At 62.2% G+C, this 15,105-nt stretch carries 12 protein-coding genes; 9 read left to right on the top strand and 3 right to left on the bottom strand.

The genetic code is table 11. The annotated features are described in order from the left end of the window. The first annotated feature begins 15 nt into the window (after positions 1-15). From IZU87_RS14590 to IZU87_RS14575, 4 genes are all read left to right on the top strand, one after another. A complete protein-coding gene (locus tag IZU87_RS14590) occupies positions 16-3,147 on the top strand; it encodes an efflux RND transporter permease subunit (protein ID WP_213115011.1) in 3,132 nt (1,043 codons plus the stop codon). 403 nt (positions 3,148-3,550) lie between these two features. Then, the gene (locus IZU87_RS14585; RefSeq protein ID WP_213115010.1) at positions 3,551-5,053 is read left to right on the top strand and encodes a paraquat-inducible protein A; all 1,503 of its coding nucleotides are present in this window, start codon (positions 3,551-3,553) and stop codon (positions 5,051-5,053) included. Continuing rightward, the gene (gene pqiB, locus IZU87_RS14580) at positions 5,050-6,684 is read left to right on the top strand and encodes an intermembrane transport protein PqiB (RefSeq protein ID WP_054554969.1); all 1,635 of its coding nucleotides are present in this window, start codon (positions 5,050-5,052) and stop codon (positions 6,682-6,684) included. The genes IZU87_RS14585 and pqiB overlap by 4 nt, the downstream gene beginning before the upstream one ends. Positions 6,685-6,695: 11 nt before the next feature. Next, a complete protein-coding gene (locus IZU87_RS14575) occupies positions 6,696-7,394 on the top strand; it encodes a PqiC family protein (protein WP_213115009.1) in 699 nt (232 codons plus the stop codon). Positions 7,395-7,512: 118 nt separating this feature from the next. On the opposite strand, the gene IZU87_RS14570 is transcribed toward IZU87_RS14575, so the two are convergent. The 3 genes from IZU87_RS14570 to IZU87_RS14560 form a co-directional block, all read right to left on the bottom strand. Then, positions 7,513-8,052, bottom strand: a complete 540-nt coding sequence (locus IZU87_RS14570) for a glycine zipper 2TM domain-containing protein (RefSeq protein WP_213115008.1) — start codon at positions 8,050-8,052, stop codon at positions 7,513-7,515. A 372-nt stretch (positions 8,053-8,424) separates the two neighbouring features. Next, positions 8,425-9,060 (bottom strand): flagellar basal body L-ring protein FlgH, encoded by a 636-nt coding sequence (locus IZU87_RS14565; protein ID WP_213115007.1) that lies wholly within the window; start codon positions 9,058-9,060, stop codon positions 8,425-8,427. A gap of 87 nt (positions 9,061-9,147) precedes the next feature. After that, positions 9,148-10,350 carry a GGDEF domain-containing protein gene (locus IZU87_RS14560; protein WP_213115006.1) on the bottom strand — a complete coding sequence of 401 codons (1,203 nt, stop codon included), beginning with the start codon at positions 10,348-10,350 and terminating at the stop codon, positions 9,148-9,150. A 707-nt stretch (positions 10,351-11,057) separates the two neighbouring features. Between IZU87_RS14560 and IZU87_RS14555 the strand changes: the two genes are divergently transcribed. The 5 genes from IZU87_RS14555 to IZU87_RS14535 all read left to right on the top strand — a co-directional run. Further along, entirely contained in the window at positions 11,058-11,558 is a 501-nt protein-coding gene (locus tag IZU87_RS14555) for a hypothetical protein (protein ID WP_107335303.1), read from the top strand. Between the two features lie 340 nt (positions 11,559-11,898). After that, positions 11,899-12,513, top strand: coding sequence for a CBS domain-containing protein (locus IZU87_RS14550; RefSeq protein WP_043331851.1), 615 nt, complete (start codon positions 11,899-11,901; stop codon positions 12,511-12,513). 250 nt (positions 12,514-12,763) lie between these two features. Further along, the gene (locus tag IZU87_RS14545; RefSeq protein WP_213115005.1) at positions 12,764-13,378 is read left to right on the top strand and encodes a hypothetical protein; all 615 of its coding nucleotides are present in this window, start codon (positions 12,764-12,766) and stop codon (positions 13,376-13,378) included. A gap of 221 nt (positions 13,379-13,599) precedes the next feature. Then, entirely contained in the window at positions 13,600-14,790 is a 1,191-nt protein-coding gene (locus IZU87_RS14540) for an MFS transporter (protein WP_054554976.1), read from the top strand. 121 nt (positions 14,791-14,911) lie between these two features. Continuing rightward, on the top strand, positions 14,912-15,105 hold a 194-nt coding region (locus IZU87_RS14535), incomplete at its 3' end, for a transposase family protein (RefSeq protein WP_213115004.1).

The raw sequence follows: 15,105 nt of genomic DNA, 5'->3' as shown, positions 1-15,105 counted from the left end.
GGAGCCTCAAACGTCATGGCCAGATTCTTCATCGATCGCCCTATCTTTGCCTGGGTGCTCGCCATCATCGTGATGCTGGGGGGTATCTTCAGTATCCTCAAGCTACCGATCGAGCAGTACCCCTCGCTGGCCCCTACCAGCATCACCATTCAGGCCACCTACTCCGGCGCCTCCGCCCAGACGGTGGAAGACACGGTGACCCAGGTCATCGAGCAGCAGATGAACGGCATCGACAATCTGCTGTACATGAGCTCGACCTCGGACTCCCAGGGCAACGCCAGCATCGAGCTGAGCTTTGATACCGGCACCGACCCCGACATCGCCCAGGTTCAGGTACAGAACAAGCTGCAGCTGGCCACTCCGCGCCTGCCGCAATCCGTTCAGAACCAGGGTGTCTCGGTCACCAAGTCCTCCGGCAGCTTCCTGATGGTCGCGGCCTTCGTCTCTGACGATGGCAGCATGACCAAGCAGCAATTGACCGACTATGTCGCCTCCGACATCCAGGATGAGGTCGCACGTGTTCAGGGCGTCGGCGAGACCCAGCTGTTCGGCGCGCCGGGGGCCATGCGTGTCTGGCTCGACCCGCAGAAGCTCAACAACTTCAAGCTGACCACCAGCGACGTCACCACGGCCATCAGCACGCAGAACAACCAGATCGCCTCGGGCCAGCTGGGCAATCTGCCGGCGGAAGAAGGCCAGCAGCTCAACGCCACCATCGTGGCGCAGACCCTGTTTGAAACGCCGGAGCAGTTCGGCAACATCCTGCTCAAGACCCAGGAAGATGGCTCTCAGGTCTATCTGCGTGACGTCGGTCGCGCCGAGAAAGGCGCCGAGACCTACAGCACCGTCAGCCGCTACAACGGCAAGCCTGCTGCAGGCCTGGGGATCAAACTGGCCTCGGGCGCCAACGCGCTGGACACCGTCCAGGCCGTCAAGGACCGCCTCGATGAGCTGTCCGCCTACTTCCCGCCGGGCATGAGCGTCAAGGTTCCGTACGACACCTCGCCCTTCGTCAAGATTTCCATTGAAGAAGTGGTGATGACACTGCTGGAAGCCGTGGCACTGGTCTTCCTGGTGATGCTGCTGTTCCTGCAGAACTTCCGCGCCACCCTGATTCCGACCATCGCGGTGCCGGTCGTGCTGCTGGGCACCTTCGGGGTGCTGGAAGTGCTGGGCTTCTCCATCAATACCCTGACGATGTTCGCCATGGTGCTGGCCATCGGGCTATTGGTCGACGATGCGATCGTGGTGGTGGAAAACGTCGAGCGCGTCATGCACGAAGAGAAGCTCTCGCCACTGGAAGCGACCCGCAAGTCGATGGGCCAGATCACCGGCGCACTGGTGGGTATCGGCCTGGTCCTGTCATCCGTGTTCATTCCGATGGCCTTCTTCCCCGGCACCACCGGCGCGATCTTCCGTCAGTTCTCGGTGACCATCGTCTCGGCGATGACGCTGTCCGTACTGGTGGCATTGATCCTGACGCCGGCCCTGTGCGCTACCCTGCTCAAGCCGACCAAGGAGAAGACCACCGGCTTCTTCGGCCTCTTCAACCGGGTCTTCGATCGCTCCAACGCGCGCTACCAGAAAGGCGTTGGCGGCATGCTCAAGCGCACCGGGCGCTCGATGCTGGTCTATGCATTGATCGTCGTCGGCTGTGGCGTGGTATTCACGCGCATCTCGACCGGCTTCCTGCCGGATGAGGATCAGGGCTATCTGTTCAACCAGGTCATCCTGCCGGTGGGCTCCACTCAGGAACAGACCCTCGAGACGCTGGAAAAGGTCGAGCATCACTTCCTGGTCGATCAGGAAGATGCGGTTCAGGAAATGTTCGACGTCGCCGGCTTCAGCTTCGCCGGTCGCGGTCAGAACATGGGCCTGGCCTTCATCAACCTGAAGCCGTGGGATGAGCGCGAGCGCGATTCCTTCAGCGTGGTCAGTGAAGCACAGAGCTACTTCAACACCTTGAAGGAAGCCGTGGTCTTCGCCATCAACCCGCCGCCGATCATGGAGCTGGGCAACGCCAGCGGCTTCGACATGATGCTGGTCGACCGTGGCGGCATCGGCCACAAGGCACTGACCGACGCGCGCAACCAGCTGCTGGGCATGGCGGGCCAGAATCCGGCCGTGACCGGCCTGCGTCCCAATGGTCTGGAAGACAGCCCGCAGTTCACGCTCAATATCGATGAACTCAAGGCGACGGCGATGGGTGTCTCGCTGTCAGAGGTCTACTCGACGCTTTCCACGGCGTGGGGCTCGACCTACGTCAATGACTTCCTCGACAACGGCCGCACCAAGAAGGTCTATGTGCAGGCGGAAGCCAGTGCCCGCATGCAGCCGGAAGACCTCAAGAAGTGGTACGTACGTAACACCTCCGGCGAGATGGTGCCGCTGAGCGCCTTCATCAACGGCGAGTGGACCTACGGGTCGCCGCAGCTGGAACGCTACAACGGCGTCTCCTCGATGGAACTGCTGGGACAGGCGGCACCGGGTTACTCCACCGGTGAGGCCATGCAGGCCATGGAAGAGATGGTCAGCCAGCTCAACAGTGGCGTCGCGCTGGAATGGACCGGCATCTCGCTGCAGGAATCCCAGAGTGGCGGCATGGCACCATATCTGTATGCCATCTCGCTGGTCTTCGTCTTCCTGTGTCTGGCCGCGCTGTATGAGAGCTGGAGCATTCCGTTCTCCGTCATGCTGGTGGTACCGCTGGGGGTGCTGGGTGCCTTGCTCGCCACCTGGATGCGCGGACTCGACAATGACGTCTACTTCCAGGTCGGCCTGGTGACGACCATCGGGCTCTCGGCCAAGAACGCGATCCTGATCGTCGAATTCGCCAAGGACCTTGAAGTGCAAGGCCGCTCGCTGATCGATGCCACCATGGAAGCCGTGCGCATGCGTCTGCGCCCGATCCTGATGACCTCGCTGGCCTTCACCCTGGGTGCCGTGCCACTGGCCATCTCGACGGGTGCGGGTGCCGCCAGCCGTCACGCCATCGGCAACGGCGTGATCGGCGGGATGATCTCGGCCACGGTGCTGGCGATCTTCCTGGTGCCGGTCTGCTATGTGGTCGTGCGCCGCCTCTTCGGTGAGCCGAAGGACCTCAAGCGAGCCCACGAAGCGGCCCGCCAGGAGGATGACCTTGTCTGATCTCTGATCACGACAGAAGCCTCATTGCTGTCACATTGCGTGACGGCCCTGCACGCCGCCCTCTCCGGGCGGCGTGCCTGTTTGCAGGCTGGCAAAAAAGGCGCGCTCACGTGGCAAGCATTGAGTGCCATCAGCCTTTTGCGGCATCATGCTACTATTGAACACTGTTTGCCTGCGCAGGCCTGGTGCTTCCACAGCTCCCATACCTTCGCAGGGCCGCGTGTGCATGGGGCCAGACCGCTGACGGCGCATCCCCGAGAGCGCATCCTCGAGAGCGCATCCTCGAGAGCGCTGTCCCAAGAGCGCAGCCGCAGGCGTGGTCAAGCCGCGACTGACAACGCCTCTGCGCATGCCCCGAACACGCGCGGCACGGCGATACACCACCCGATCCCGCTGGAGCGACATGCCTCGTCCCCTTGCTGCCCTGCGCCGCTACACCCGGCGTACCTTTGAAACCCGTGATCCGCCGCAGGTGTTCGCGCCTGTCACGTCAGGCGTGTCACGGCGACGGATGCGTGCCTGCGAGTGCTGCGATCTCGTCGTGGCACTGCCGGCGCTCAAGGCCGGCGAGCGCGCCCGCTGCCCGCGTTGCGATCATCTGTTCGCCCAGCGCCATGCCCATGCCGTGCAACGCACCCTGGCACTGGCGATGGCGTGCCTGGTGATGCTGGTGCTGACGCTGCCCTTCGAGTTCATCGCCTTTGCCACCAGTGGCATCTCAGCAAGCCTCAGCCTGATCGATACGCCCGCCGCCCTGACGGCCGAGTCCTATCCTTCCCTGGCCGTGCTGCTGATTCTGACCATCGTGATGCTGCCGGCGCTCTACCTGCTGGGCGTCATCTATACGCATGCGGCCATCGGGCTGAAACTGCCCTTGCCGGGCATTCGCGGCATTGCGCGCACCCTGAGCCACCTGCGCCCGTGGATGATGGCGGATGTGTTTCTGGTCGGCGTGATGGTGAGCCTGGTCAAGATCGCCGGCATGGCCGATATCAGTTTCGGCCCTTCCTTCTGGGCGTTCTGCGCCTTCGCCCTGCTGATGACCAAGACGCTGGCCAGCATCGATGGGGATCGCATGTGGTTCGCGCTGGCGGGCGAGCCAGCCGCCCCCAGCGGTACGCTGCCGGGCATCGGCGCCGCCTTGCAGGGACTGGCCAGTTGCCATAGCTGTGGCCTGATCAACGCCTGCGGCGAACGGGAGGCTCACACCCACTGCCGCCGCTGTGGCGACCCCGTCCATCAGCGCAAGACGCAGAGCCTGCAGCGCACCTGGGCGTGGCTGATCGCGGCGGCGATTCTGTACATCCCCGCCAACCTCTTCCCGATCATGACCACGGTCAGCCTCGGGGAGAATGACCCGCAGACGATTGCCGGTGGCATCGTGGTGCTCTGGTCACATGGTGACTGGCCCATCGCGATGGTCATCTTCATCGCCAGCATCCTGGTGCCGGCCTCGAAGATGATCGCCATCGCCTGGCTGTGCATCAGCGCCCAGCGCCCCGAGGTGCAACATGCGCGAGCGCGGGTGACCCTTTACCGCATCACCGAATATGTCGGGCGCTGGTCGATGGTCGATGTCTTCGTGGTGGCGCTGCTGGCCGCGTTGATCCAGCTGGGCGCGCTGATTTCGGTCCACCCGGGGCCCGCGGCGCTGTCCTTTGCCTGCGTGGTGGTGCTGACGATGCTGTCGGCGTTGAGCTTCGACCCACGCCTTGTCTGGGACACCGAGACGGAGAAGACGATGATGGCGAACACGCTGTTCGGTGATCTGCCGCTGACGCCGCTGACGGGCTCCGCGTCTCTTGCTTCGTCCTCGCAGGCAACGCCTCCGTTCACGACGCCATTCACGACCCCGAATGCTTCCCGCAATCCCCCTTCCGCTGCCGCCTCACAGGATGACTTATGAGTGATGATTCTCGCGCACGTCGTGAAAGTCGACGCCGCCTTTCGCCGATCTGGATAGTCCCGATCGTGGCCCTGCTGATCGGCGCCTGGATGGTGTGGCACAACTACGCCAGCCGTGGCCCGCTGATCACGATCGAAATGGAGACGGCGGAAGGTATCGAGGCGGGCAAGACCCTGATCAAGACCCGTAACGTCGAGGTCGGCAAGGTCGAATCCGTGCGTCTGTCGGACAATCTCGACAAGACCATCGTCACTGCGCGCATGTCCAAGGACAGCGAGCGCATGCTCAATGCCGACTCGCGGCTCTGGGTCGTGAAGCCGCGCATCGGTCGTGAGGGCATCAGTGGGCTCAACACCGTGCTGTCGGGGGCCTATATCCAGCTTCAGCCCGGCGACAGTCGCGATGAGGAGGATCACTTCGTGGCGCTGGAGCAGCCGCCGGTGACGACGCAGGACGCCAAGGGGCTACGTATCGACCTCACCAGCAACGATGGCAGCGTGCTGTCGGATGGCGACCCCGTCACCTACGAAGGCTTCGTGGTCGGGCGCGTGGAATCCAGCGAGTTCCGCCCCAGCGAGAAGGAAATGCACTACACCCTGTATATCGACTCGCCCTACCATGAGCTGGTGACCTCCACCACGCGCTTCTGGTCCACCAGCGGGGTCAGCCTGCGCCTGGATTCCCAGGGTCTGCAGGTCGATGTCGGGTCACTGGAAAGCGTACTGAGCGGCGGAGTGGCCTTCGGCATTCCCGAAGACCTGCCGCGTGGTCGTCCGGTGGTCGAGAACACCTCCTTCACGCTGTATTCCGACCAGGAAGAGGCCCGTGAAGGCAGCTTCCACCAGGCCATCGACTACGTGATCATGGTCGACGATACCGTGCGTGGCCTGTCGCGCGGCGCGCCGGTGGAATTTCGCGGCGTCCGTCTCGGCACCGTGGTCAGCGTGCCCTATCGCCTGACCCACCAGCGCGTGCGGACGCTGTCGAGCTTCGAGATTCCGGTGCTGATTCGCATCGAGCCCGAACGCCTCGAGGGGCAAGTGGATGATGAAGGCGTGGCGCAGTGGAAGAAGCGCCTCGAGCGCCTCTTCAAGCGTGGCATGCGCGCGACGCTGAAATCCGGCAACCTGCTGACCGGCGCCCTGTTCGTCGATCTCGACTTCTATGACAACCCGCCGCCCTACAAGGCCGATACCTTCGATGATATCGAGGTCATGCCGAGCGTCTCGGGAGGCCTGGCGCAGATGGAAGCCAAGCTCAATGCCCTGCTCGACAAGCTCAATGCACTCGATGTCGAGCCGGTACTGAGCAACCTGAACAAGACGCTGTCGGCCTCCGAGAGTCTGGTCAAGCGCCTCGACAAGACGGCTGGTCATGTCGATAGCCTGCTGGGTTCCGAGGCGGTACAGAAACTGCCGGGCGACATCAGCACCAGCATCGACAACCTCAATCGCACCCTGGATGGCCTGACACCGGATTCTTCCGCCTACCGCAAGCTGGAAGGCGATCTCGAACGACTGGATCGCGTGCTCAAGAAGGCGGAACCACTGCTCGACACGCTGGAGAAGAATCCCTCCAGCCTGATCTTCGACAAGCCGACCACTCGCGATCCGATTCCAAGGGCCCAATGATGACGACAGCCATGAGTCTCTCGACCCGCACAGCCGCCATGCCGCAAGCGTGCAGCACGCCTGCCTCACCGCGCACTTCCACGTCGCACAAGGGCCGCTTCGGCGGCCTGATGGCAGGCTTGCTGATGCTCGGCACACTGGCGGGCTGCACGACTGCCGCCACCGGTGGCGCCTACCTGTTGCCACAAACGACACAGGCTGGCGCCGCCCAGCGTAGCGTTGCCGCCGATGCGCCCCTGCTGGAAGTGATGCCGGTGCAACTGGCCAGCTACCTGGAAGGCGGCAGTCTGGTCTATCAGACGGATGACATCACGCTGGTACAGGCCAGCCAGAACCTGTGGGCCGATGACCTGCAGGACATGCTGACCCGCCAGCTGCTGACGCAGCTCAAGGCCAGCCCCGCCCAACCGCTGAGCCAGTACCGTATCGCGGACACCAGCCTGAGCGGCCTCAAGGGCGCACGCCTGAGCGTAAGCCTGGATCGATTCATCGGCCGCCACGATGGCCAGTCCGTCATCACCGGTCGCTGGCGCCTGCGCGGCGTGGATGGCAGCGTGCTGGAGGAAGGCGACATCCAGACGCTGACTCCCCTGACGGATGACGGCTATCCGGCGCTGGTCAATAGCCTGGGCGAAGGCTGGCGTGTGACCGGCGAGCAGTTGGCACGCGAGATCGCCAAGGCATTGCCCGCCACGGCGGATGCCAGCTGACGACCTGACGGTCTGATGGAAAAGAGCACGGTTGGATACCCAGAAAGCTGGATGTCCAAAAAAAGAAGACCCCCGACGGAATCCGTCGGGGGTCTTCTTGTCTGGCGGCTAGCTGGCCTCAGCCTTGCTGGGGCAGCACCAGCTCACCGTCACGGATCTCGAAGCGCTTCACGTCCGGCTTGTCCTCGAGACGCACGGTGCGGGTCTCGTCACCCATGTCGACCTTGACGTCGTAGCCGACCACCTTGTCTGACGCGTCCTGCACCGTTTCGCAGCGCTGTTCGGTCGTGGTGTAGGTGTCGCCCTTCTTCATCTGGCCCTGGATCTGGTTGCCGGCATAACCGCCACCCACGGCGCCCGCAGCTGTCAGCACCTTCTTGCCATTGCCACCGCCAAACTGATTGCCCACTACACCGCCGACGATCGCGCCGACGGCCGTGCCGACGACATTGTGGGTGTCCTTGCTGGGCGCCTGATGCGTCACGGTCTCGTTGTGACAGACCTCGCGCGGGGTGGTCACGGTTTCCGTCACGGCATCCACCGCCACGATATCGGCATATTCAGGGCCTGGGTTGCTGGCCGTATAGCTGCCGATCGCCACTCCACCGCCAATGCCCAGTGCAGCCACGATCGCGCCAATCAGGATGGACTTGTTCATGCGTGTTCTCCTCACCGAATAGTGTTGCAGCCTGGCTCGTCAGCCAGTCAGCCATGCTCCTGGATGACACCTGAGGGGCTTGCCGCTGCGTTCGGAGAGTAATCTAACACTGTTCGACAAACTGGGTAATGTGGCAACTTCCCCACCCGGTCGTCGCCATTTCGCAACATCGGACATGGAAAAGCCGGGTTCTACGCTAGTTCATGCCTTATATTAGCAATTTCTTGGCAAGCAGGCTTGCGGCCAGAAACCCCCGCTCATCGTCTTGGTGCTGACGCACAGGTCTGTACGAGTCGGACAGAACGAACAGGGCCGGTGCGAGCGCCTAAGCTCGCACCGGCCCTTGTCTTGATGGCCCTGACCGCAAGTCACTCAATCCAGCTGATTGGCCGTGATGGACACGGCTTCATCGTTACAGAACTGCACGCGCACATCTTCCCACCAATTCAGCAGACGGCAGGACGTGTCATCGGCAATCGTCTCGCTGATATCACTGGGCTTGCCCAGCAACGAGATGGCCTGTGCCTCGCTCATGCCCTGCACCAGATAGCCATCATCCAGCGCTGAACGAATGCGGTACTGGCGCTGACTCTCCTCACGTGCGGCCAGGGCACGCTCCTTCTCACGCGCCAGGCGCTGTGCGATCGGGTCTTCGCCTGAAGTCTCTTCTATCACGTCAGCGGCGGGCACCACCGTCAGCGAATCATCCAGCGTGACGGGGGTATCGCCCTGCTGGCAAGGCTGCTGCTGCCAGGTGGGCACCCCCGACTGCACACAGCGAAAGATGCTGTTGTTGGCCTTGGCGGCAGGCGGCAGAGAAGGTGTCGCCGGGTCGGCAATCACTTGCGCCCGAGGCGCCTGCCCGTCACTCGAAGACGCTGCAGCATTCGGCGACTCCTCCGCCTGAACCACCGCAAGCGGCATACCACTGACCAGCGACGCCACCAGCAGTCCCCGCAAGAGCCGGCGCGACACCTGGCGTGAAACGCTGCCACAGGAATCCATCATCAACTTGTCTCTCCGCTTGGTGAGAGCGTGGATCATGCACGGATATCACGCCCAATGAGGTGAAATGGCAAAGCCATCATCCTTGCGTCAGCGCTTCCACTGATAGACCTCATCGGCGGTCTGCACATCGTCATGGTGACTGACATCAGAGCGACTGGGGGCCGAGGCCGCTTCGCCTGATCCATCGTCCGGAGTATCCAGTGGCGGCATGCCTGGCAAGGCCAGGCTGTCGTGGCTGTGACCGTGGTCGGGGCGGTGGTCGTGATCAGACGGCTCGATCTGATCGAGACTGGCTGCACCGTGATCGGGCGTATCCCAGACGGTGACCACCCGATTGCGCCCTTCGCGCTTGGCACGGTACATGGCCTGATCGGCACGCTGCAGAAGGTCCGGCAGCAGTGATTCCGCGCAAGCGGCTGGTCCACCCTGGGCCACTCCGATACTGATGGTGACCCGCAGCAGCTGGCCGTTGCTCAGCGTGAAGGCACGACTGTTGATCGAGAGCAGCAAGCGCTCGGCTGCGTGCTGGAGCCCTTCTCTGTCCTCCGTCGGGCACAGGGCCACGAACTCTTCTCCCCCCTGGCGACACAACTGATCACTGCCGCGCAGGTGGTGACGCAGCCGTTGCGTCAGCTCTATCAGCACCTCATCGCCAATCGCATGCCCTTGGGTATCGTTGATGGCCTTGAAGTGATCGACATCGATCATCAGCACGCCCAGGCCACCACGACTCAGCAGACGCGGCCCCTCTTCCAGCAAGGCAAAACGAGACAGCGCCCCCGTCAACTGGTCATGACGCAAGTCACGACGGTAGCGCTTCTCGCGCTGCTCAGCTTCCCATCCGATCTGCACCGCCACCACCGCGATGAAGGTGACGGAAATCACCAGGTTGACGACACTGGCCAACGACATGAACTCGTAGGAGACGATATAGACCGGGCTGGTGAGATATTGGGCACCGATATAGAACAGCAGCAGGACACCACTGAACAATAGCCGTTGAATGCGTGACAAGGACGCGATACAGATGAAGAAGATGGCGACGATATGGAAATACTCGAAGCCACCCTCGGCGCCGAACTGATATTCCCACCATGCCGCCTTGGCCGACATCGGCACCACCAGCAACAGCAACGCGGAATTCATGTACCCCTTGCGGTGGAACATGATGGCCAGGACGTTGAGCAGAACGCCGATGACATTGATCACCACCGGCTGCGGATAAGGCTGCAGGCCCAGCAGAACGAAGTAGCCCAGCTGGCAGCCGAGCGCACTGATATAGATCCACATGAACAACTGATAAAGCACGAGGTGCCGCTCAGCCAGCCCCGCTGGAGCTGGCCACCGCCACTTCATGTTTACCGTGCGCAAGACACCCTGCCGACTTCCCGCTTTGCGACGGCGATCTGCTTTCGCCATGATTCCTTCCTCATTTACGGCACTTCCCGTGTGCCTCCGCTGCGCGCTACCTGATGATTTTACCTGCCTATTCTATCTCACGCTGCTGTATGAAACGTGACAGCCCTTACCAGTGCGCATCCTTCAAGGCATGCAGCGCGGTCAGGCATGTGACTCACGTGTACCAGGCGCCCCCCCTGCGAGACTGGCAATCCCATCACAGCGGCGTGGCTCACGTAGCAGGAGTCTGAGCGTGAAGCATCAGCAATCTCGAGGATCAGCAGTCGAAGATTCTCACAAAGTGGGCCTTGTGGGTGACTTGCAGAGTAGTTCAGAGAAGATTTAAGCCCTAGATTCAGTCGTGATGATGACCGGGCTGGAGAAAGTCCGTGACCAGTCAATGGTACTCTTGAGCATGGCAATGCTGACATCTCATCGCCAGCCTGCATGACCTAGACCACCTGACACTCGGGCCCTCCTCGACGTCTGAGGCAAGAACCGGGCAGACAATCGCCCGCCTTCGTGACACCATCAGCGCCTGGACATGGCAGTAGCCGTCACCCACTTTTCCCCGCCGTTTTTAGAGAAGAGAGACTGTAATGGACGCGACCACTCTGACACGCGACTTCCACCTGTGGCAGCGTTTCTCCAAGCAAGACCGCCTGGAACGTGAACATCGTGCTGCCCGCCGCAAGATCGCCGAAGCTGGCACCATGGCGACGCGCATGATCAAGGCCTATGAAAGCATGGCCGCCAAGGGCGTCTCCGAGAATGCATGCTATCGCACCATCTACAAGCAACGCGATGCGCAGGGTGAGATCATGGTGCGCGAAGGCTGGCTCAAGGTGCGTCGTGTGGTCGCGGAAGGCGGCACCACGCGTCTTCGCGGCACGCTGATGACGACGTTCAGCCTGCTGGATGGCGAGCAGGAGCCCGCCGATGCCAGCGTCGAGAAACTCACGCTCGAGGTGTATGACGAAATCGTCGCCGGCACCAAGATGAAGCTGGCCTGCAAGGTGGACCGCTGCGACGCCGATGACCAGACGGACTTCATCACCTTCCTGGATGCCGTACGCGGCGACCTCAAGGAGTGGGTGTGACGCGCCCAGGCGTGAACGCCAGCCCCTGATGAAGGGATGACTCCCTGAATCGGCTCAATGATGCCCACTCGCCTCGTGCAGTGGGCATCATTGCTGTCAGGGGCAAGAAAACTGCTGGCTCATGCCAGTACCGGCCTGCCGGGGCCTTTGTTTCCTAAATGGAATCTATCCATTTCCCATCTCGCACAGATAGCGAAGAATATTGACCCGACAGACCGAAAATCCTGTCACTGTTGCGACAGTAGCAACCTGAGGTTACCCATCGTGCAGGAAACTCCTGGCCCTCGCCTGACTCACAGTACGCAGAACATGCTCGTCATCTGATTACAGGAGTCAGTCCATGAATGCCATTGCACCGTCGGCTTACCATACCCTCGACGTCGAAACGCTCTCTCATGTCACCTCCGCTCGTCTGCCTTTGCAGCCGATCGGCGACATCACCATGGATAGCCCGGCCAGTGAGCTGGTGACGGACTTTGCCGTCACCGCCGGTCGCAGCATTCAGGGCAGCGCCTCCATCGGTCAGGCACTGGCGACCATGAAACAGGCGGGGGTGCGCCTGCTGCTGGTCCACGATCATGATGGCACCTTCACCGGCGTGGTGACCTCGCGTGAGCTGCAGGGCGGCCGAGTCGTGATGCGTGCCATGACCCGCTTCAATGTTCAGCGCGACGAAGTCACTACCGACATGGTGCAGATACCCCGCGCGGAGCTGCAGGGCATTCCTCTCGCCGTGCTCAAGCGCGCCCGCGTCGGGGACCTAGTCGAGACACTGCGTCAGAGCGGCGAATCCCACCTGCTGGTGACCGAGCAGGGCGACGATGGCAAACCCAGCGTGCGCGGTCTGGTCGCCGCCTCCCGCGTCGGCAAGGCCTTGGGGCTCGATCTGGAACACCCGCCGGAAGCACGCAATTTCGCTGATATCTGCCGGGCCGTGCTGGGCAAGTACGAGTGACCCGACAAGGGTAGGCAGTGTCCTCAGTCATCTGACTGACAGAGGCGTCATGAAGCCGCGTCCTGACAAGATGATTTATCCCCAGACTGGTGCTTGATTCGGGAAAAATGCTCACGAACGGCGTATGATGTGGCTATCAGCGCGAGATATCACTTGGCAGGCAGCATGGAAGCGCCTGTCGGCCAGAGAGATGACTCGGGCTCTGACGGATATACTCAGCCAACGGATGGTGTAGATGAGGATTTCAGCCATGCCATTACGCTCACTGCGTGATCATCTTTTCAAGCAGCGCCACGTCGAGGTGCTCGTCATCAAACAGATTGATGGCGAGCTCGTGCATGTGTGTGGTGCCGGCATCGTGGAAGGCAACGGCAGCGTCAGTCACAAGCGGCGTGAGCTGCAGCGTGACAACCATGCCTTCCCGGTGCGCATGCATGATGGCAATCAGGTACTTCAGCCGGACGACTTTAATCGTCTGGTGCTGCTGGAGGAAGTGACTCTGCATCCCCTTGGCTGCCAGCCGAAGGAAGCCATCTCGCTGGAGGTGGCTGGCCATCGCTATCGTGTCGCGCATACCCCCATGCGCTGCTGGCACTTCCGCGGCCACCTCGTGCTGGAGCGCACACCCCAGGGCATGCTGCTGAGTACCGAGGACATGACCCTGATTCGCGCCAAGGCGAGTCGCCAGCCAATCTCCAAGACGGCACGCGCCAATGCCGAGCGCCTGCAGAAGACGCCCGCATGGCGCAATGTCGCTCCCCGCGGTCATGACGTGCATGCCGACGGCGCCACGACGCGTCAACGCGCGGCAGCACGCAGGATCGACAGCCCGACACGCGAGCTGGAGCTTGAGCCCAAGTACTGAGGCACAGGAGCGGCGAATCGCGACGGGGACATTGAGCCAAGACAGATGCATTGAGAAAGGCCCATCGAGAAAAGCGCATTGAGACAGAACGCTCGGCAATTGCCGAGCGTTCTGCTGCCCAGGGCCCGGTTAGAGGAAGAGCGGCTCGCGGCAAGACAGCTTGAGCATATGCCGGTATTCTCAAAGACCTGTTCTCTCGTTCAGGTTTCCTCATGCGCCGAATGCCAGCATCCCTTTTCCTGCTCATCCTGATTCTGGTCGCCCTGAACCTGCGTCCGGCGCTGTCATCCCTGGCGCCCCTGCTGGATCGCATCACCCAGGACCTGGGCCTGAGCACGCTGGCAGCAGGCCTTCTCACCACACTGCCCGTCGTCTGCCTGGGGCTGTTCGCCCCTCTGGCACCGCGCCTGGCCCGCCGCCTGGGGGTAGAGCGCACCCTCAGCCTTGCCCTGGTCACTCTCGGCATCGCCCTGTGGTTGCGGGCCAGTGACATGGCGCTGCTGCTCTATCTCGGCACCCTGTTGTGTGGCGGCAGCATCGGCGTCGCCGGCACCCTGCTGCCCGCCATCGTCAAGCGTGAGCATCCTGAGCGAGCCGACCTGTTCACCGGCGTTTACACCATGGCACTATGTCTTGGTGCGGCGCTGGCCGCGGGACTCAGCGTGCCACTGGCCAATCTTCTCGACAGCTGGCAAGCCTCATTGGCCTGCTGGGCGCTGCTTGTGGTGATCGCGCTTCCCGCCTGGCGCCTGAGCATGCCCCACCCGTGGCCAGAGAAGATGACCAGCCAACAGCAGGCCACCCCCCGCCTGTGGCACCTGCCGCTGGCCCGTCAGGTCACCTTCTTCATGGGCTGCCAGTCTTCCCTGGCCTATATCGTCTTTGGCTGGCTGCCTTTCCTGCTCCAGCAGCGCGGCCTGAGCGATATCGAATCCGGCTGGCTGATGGCCGCCTCGGTAATGGCACAGGTGCTCACCGCCCTGCTGGCCCCCGTGATCGGCCGCATGGGGCGCGACCAGCGCCCCGCCATCCTGCTACTGCTGTCCTGTACCGCCATCGGCCTGCTGGGACTGATGATCGGGCCGCTGTCACTGCGCTGGCTGTTCGCCGTGCTGCTCGGTTTCGGCCAGGGGGGCAGCTTCTCGATGGCATTGACGCTGCTGGTGCTGCGCACCTCCGATGCACGTCTGGCGGGCGCCCTCTCCGGCATGGCACAAGGCACCGGCTACATGCTGGCCGCCCTCGGGCCACTCGCCGTCGGCATTCTGCTGGAAATCACGGCCGACCTGCGCGTGATCGCGTCGCTGTTCGCGCTGATCCTGCTGAGCGCCGCCATGCTTGGCTTCCAGGTCGGCAGGCGTCGCCGTATCTGCCTGCGCGAGGATGGCAGCACCGAAGTGGTCGACGGCTGACATCTTCTCCCCCCATTAGGCAGGGAAAATGCATGAAAAACCGCTCTACGACGGGCCTCGTAGCGCTTTACCAAAAGGACCTCATGTGGTCATTTAGCAGCTTTCGCTCATGGATGATCCGATGCTGACACCGTCTCTTATGCACCATTTATCGATTGTTCCCGACTTCCGCCAGGCGTGGAAAGTGAAGCATCAGCTGTCGGATATCTTGTTTCTGATCGTCTGTGCGGTGATCTGTGGTGCAGAAGGTTGGGATGAAATCGAAGATTTTGGCCACGCGAAGTTGGACTTTCTTCGCCAGTACGGCGATTTTAA

It is taken from the genome of Cobetia sp. MC34, from assembly GCF_018340035.1.
Taxonomy (GTDB): Bacteria; Pseudomonadota; Gammaproteobacteria; order Pseudomonadales; family Halomonadaceae; genus Cobetia; species Cobetia amphilecti.
The sequence above is the reverse complement of the archived record's forward strand: the minus strand, read 5'-3'. Positions and strand labels throughout refer to the sequence as shown.

Bases quoted from the DNA above. Each gene is read 5' to 3' on its own strand.
- IZU87_RS14550 (WP_043331851.1), top strand. From the start codon at position 11,899: ATGAATGCCATTGCACCGTCGGCTTACCATACCCTCGACGTCGAAACG.
- IZU87_RS14585 (WP_213115010.1), top strand. From the start codon at position 3,551: ATGCCTCGTCCCCTTGCTGCCCTGCGCCGCTACACCCGGCGTACCTTT.
- IZU87_RS14570 (WP_213115008.1), bottom strand. From the start codon at position 8,052: ATGAACAAGTCCATCCTGATTGGCGCGATCGTGGCTGCACTGGGCATT.
- pqiB (WP_054554969.1), top strand. From the start codon at position 5,050: ATGAGTGATGATTCTCGCGCACGTCGTGAAAGTCGACGCCGCCTTTCG.
- IZU87_RS14540 (WP_054554976.1), top strand. From the start codon at position 13,600: ATGCCAGCATCCCTTTTCCTGCTCATCCTGATTCTGGTCGCCCTGAAC.
- IZU87_RS14565 (WP_213115007.1), bottom strand. From the start codon at position 9,060: ATGATGGATTCCTGTGGCAGCGTTTCACGCCAGGTGTCGCGCCGGCTC.
- IZU87_RS14590 (WP_213115011.1), top strand. From the start codon at position 16: ATGGCCAGATTCTTCATCGATCGCCCTATCTTTGCCTGGGTGCTCGCC.
- IZU87_RS14560 (WP_213115006.1), bottom strand. From the start codon at position 10,350: ATGTGGATCTATATCAGTGCGCTCGGCTGCCAGCTGGGCTACTTCGTT.
- IZU87_RS14545 (WP_213115005.1), top strand. From the start codon at position 12,764: ATGCCATTACGCTCACTGCGTGATCATCTTTTCAAGCAGCGCCACGTC.
- IZU87_RS14555 (WP_107335303.1), top strand. From the start codon at position 11,058: ATGGACGCGACCACTCTGACACGCGACTTCCACCTGTGGCAGCGTTTC.
- IZU87_RS14575 (WP_213115009.1), top strand. From the start codon at position 6,696: ATGAGTCTCTCGACCCGCACAGCCGCCATGCCGCAAGCGTGCAGCACG.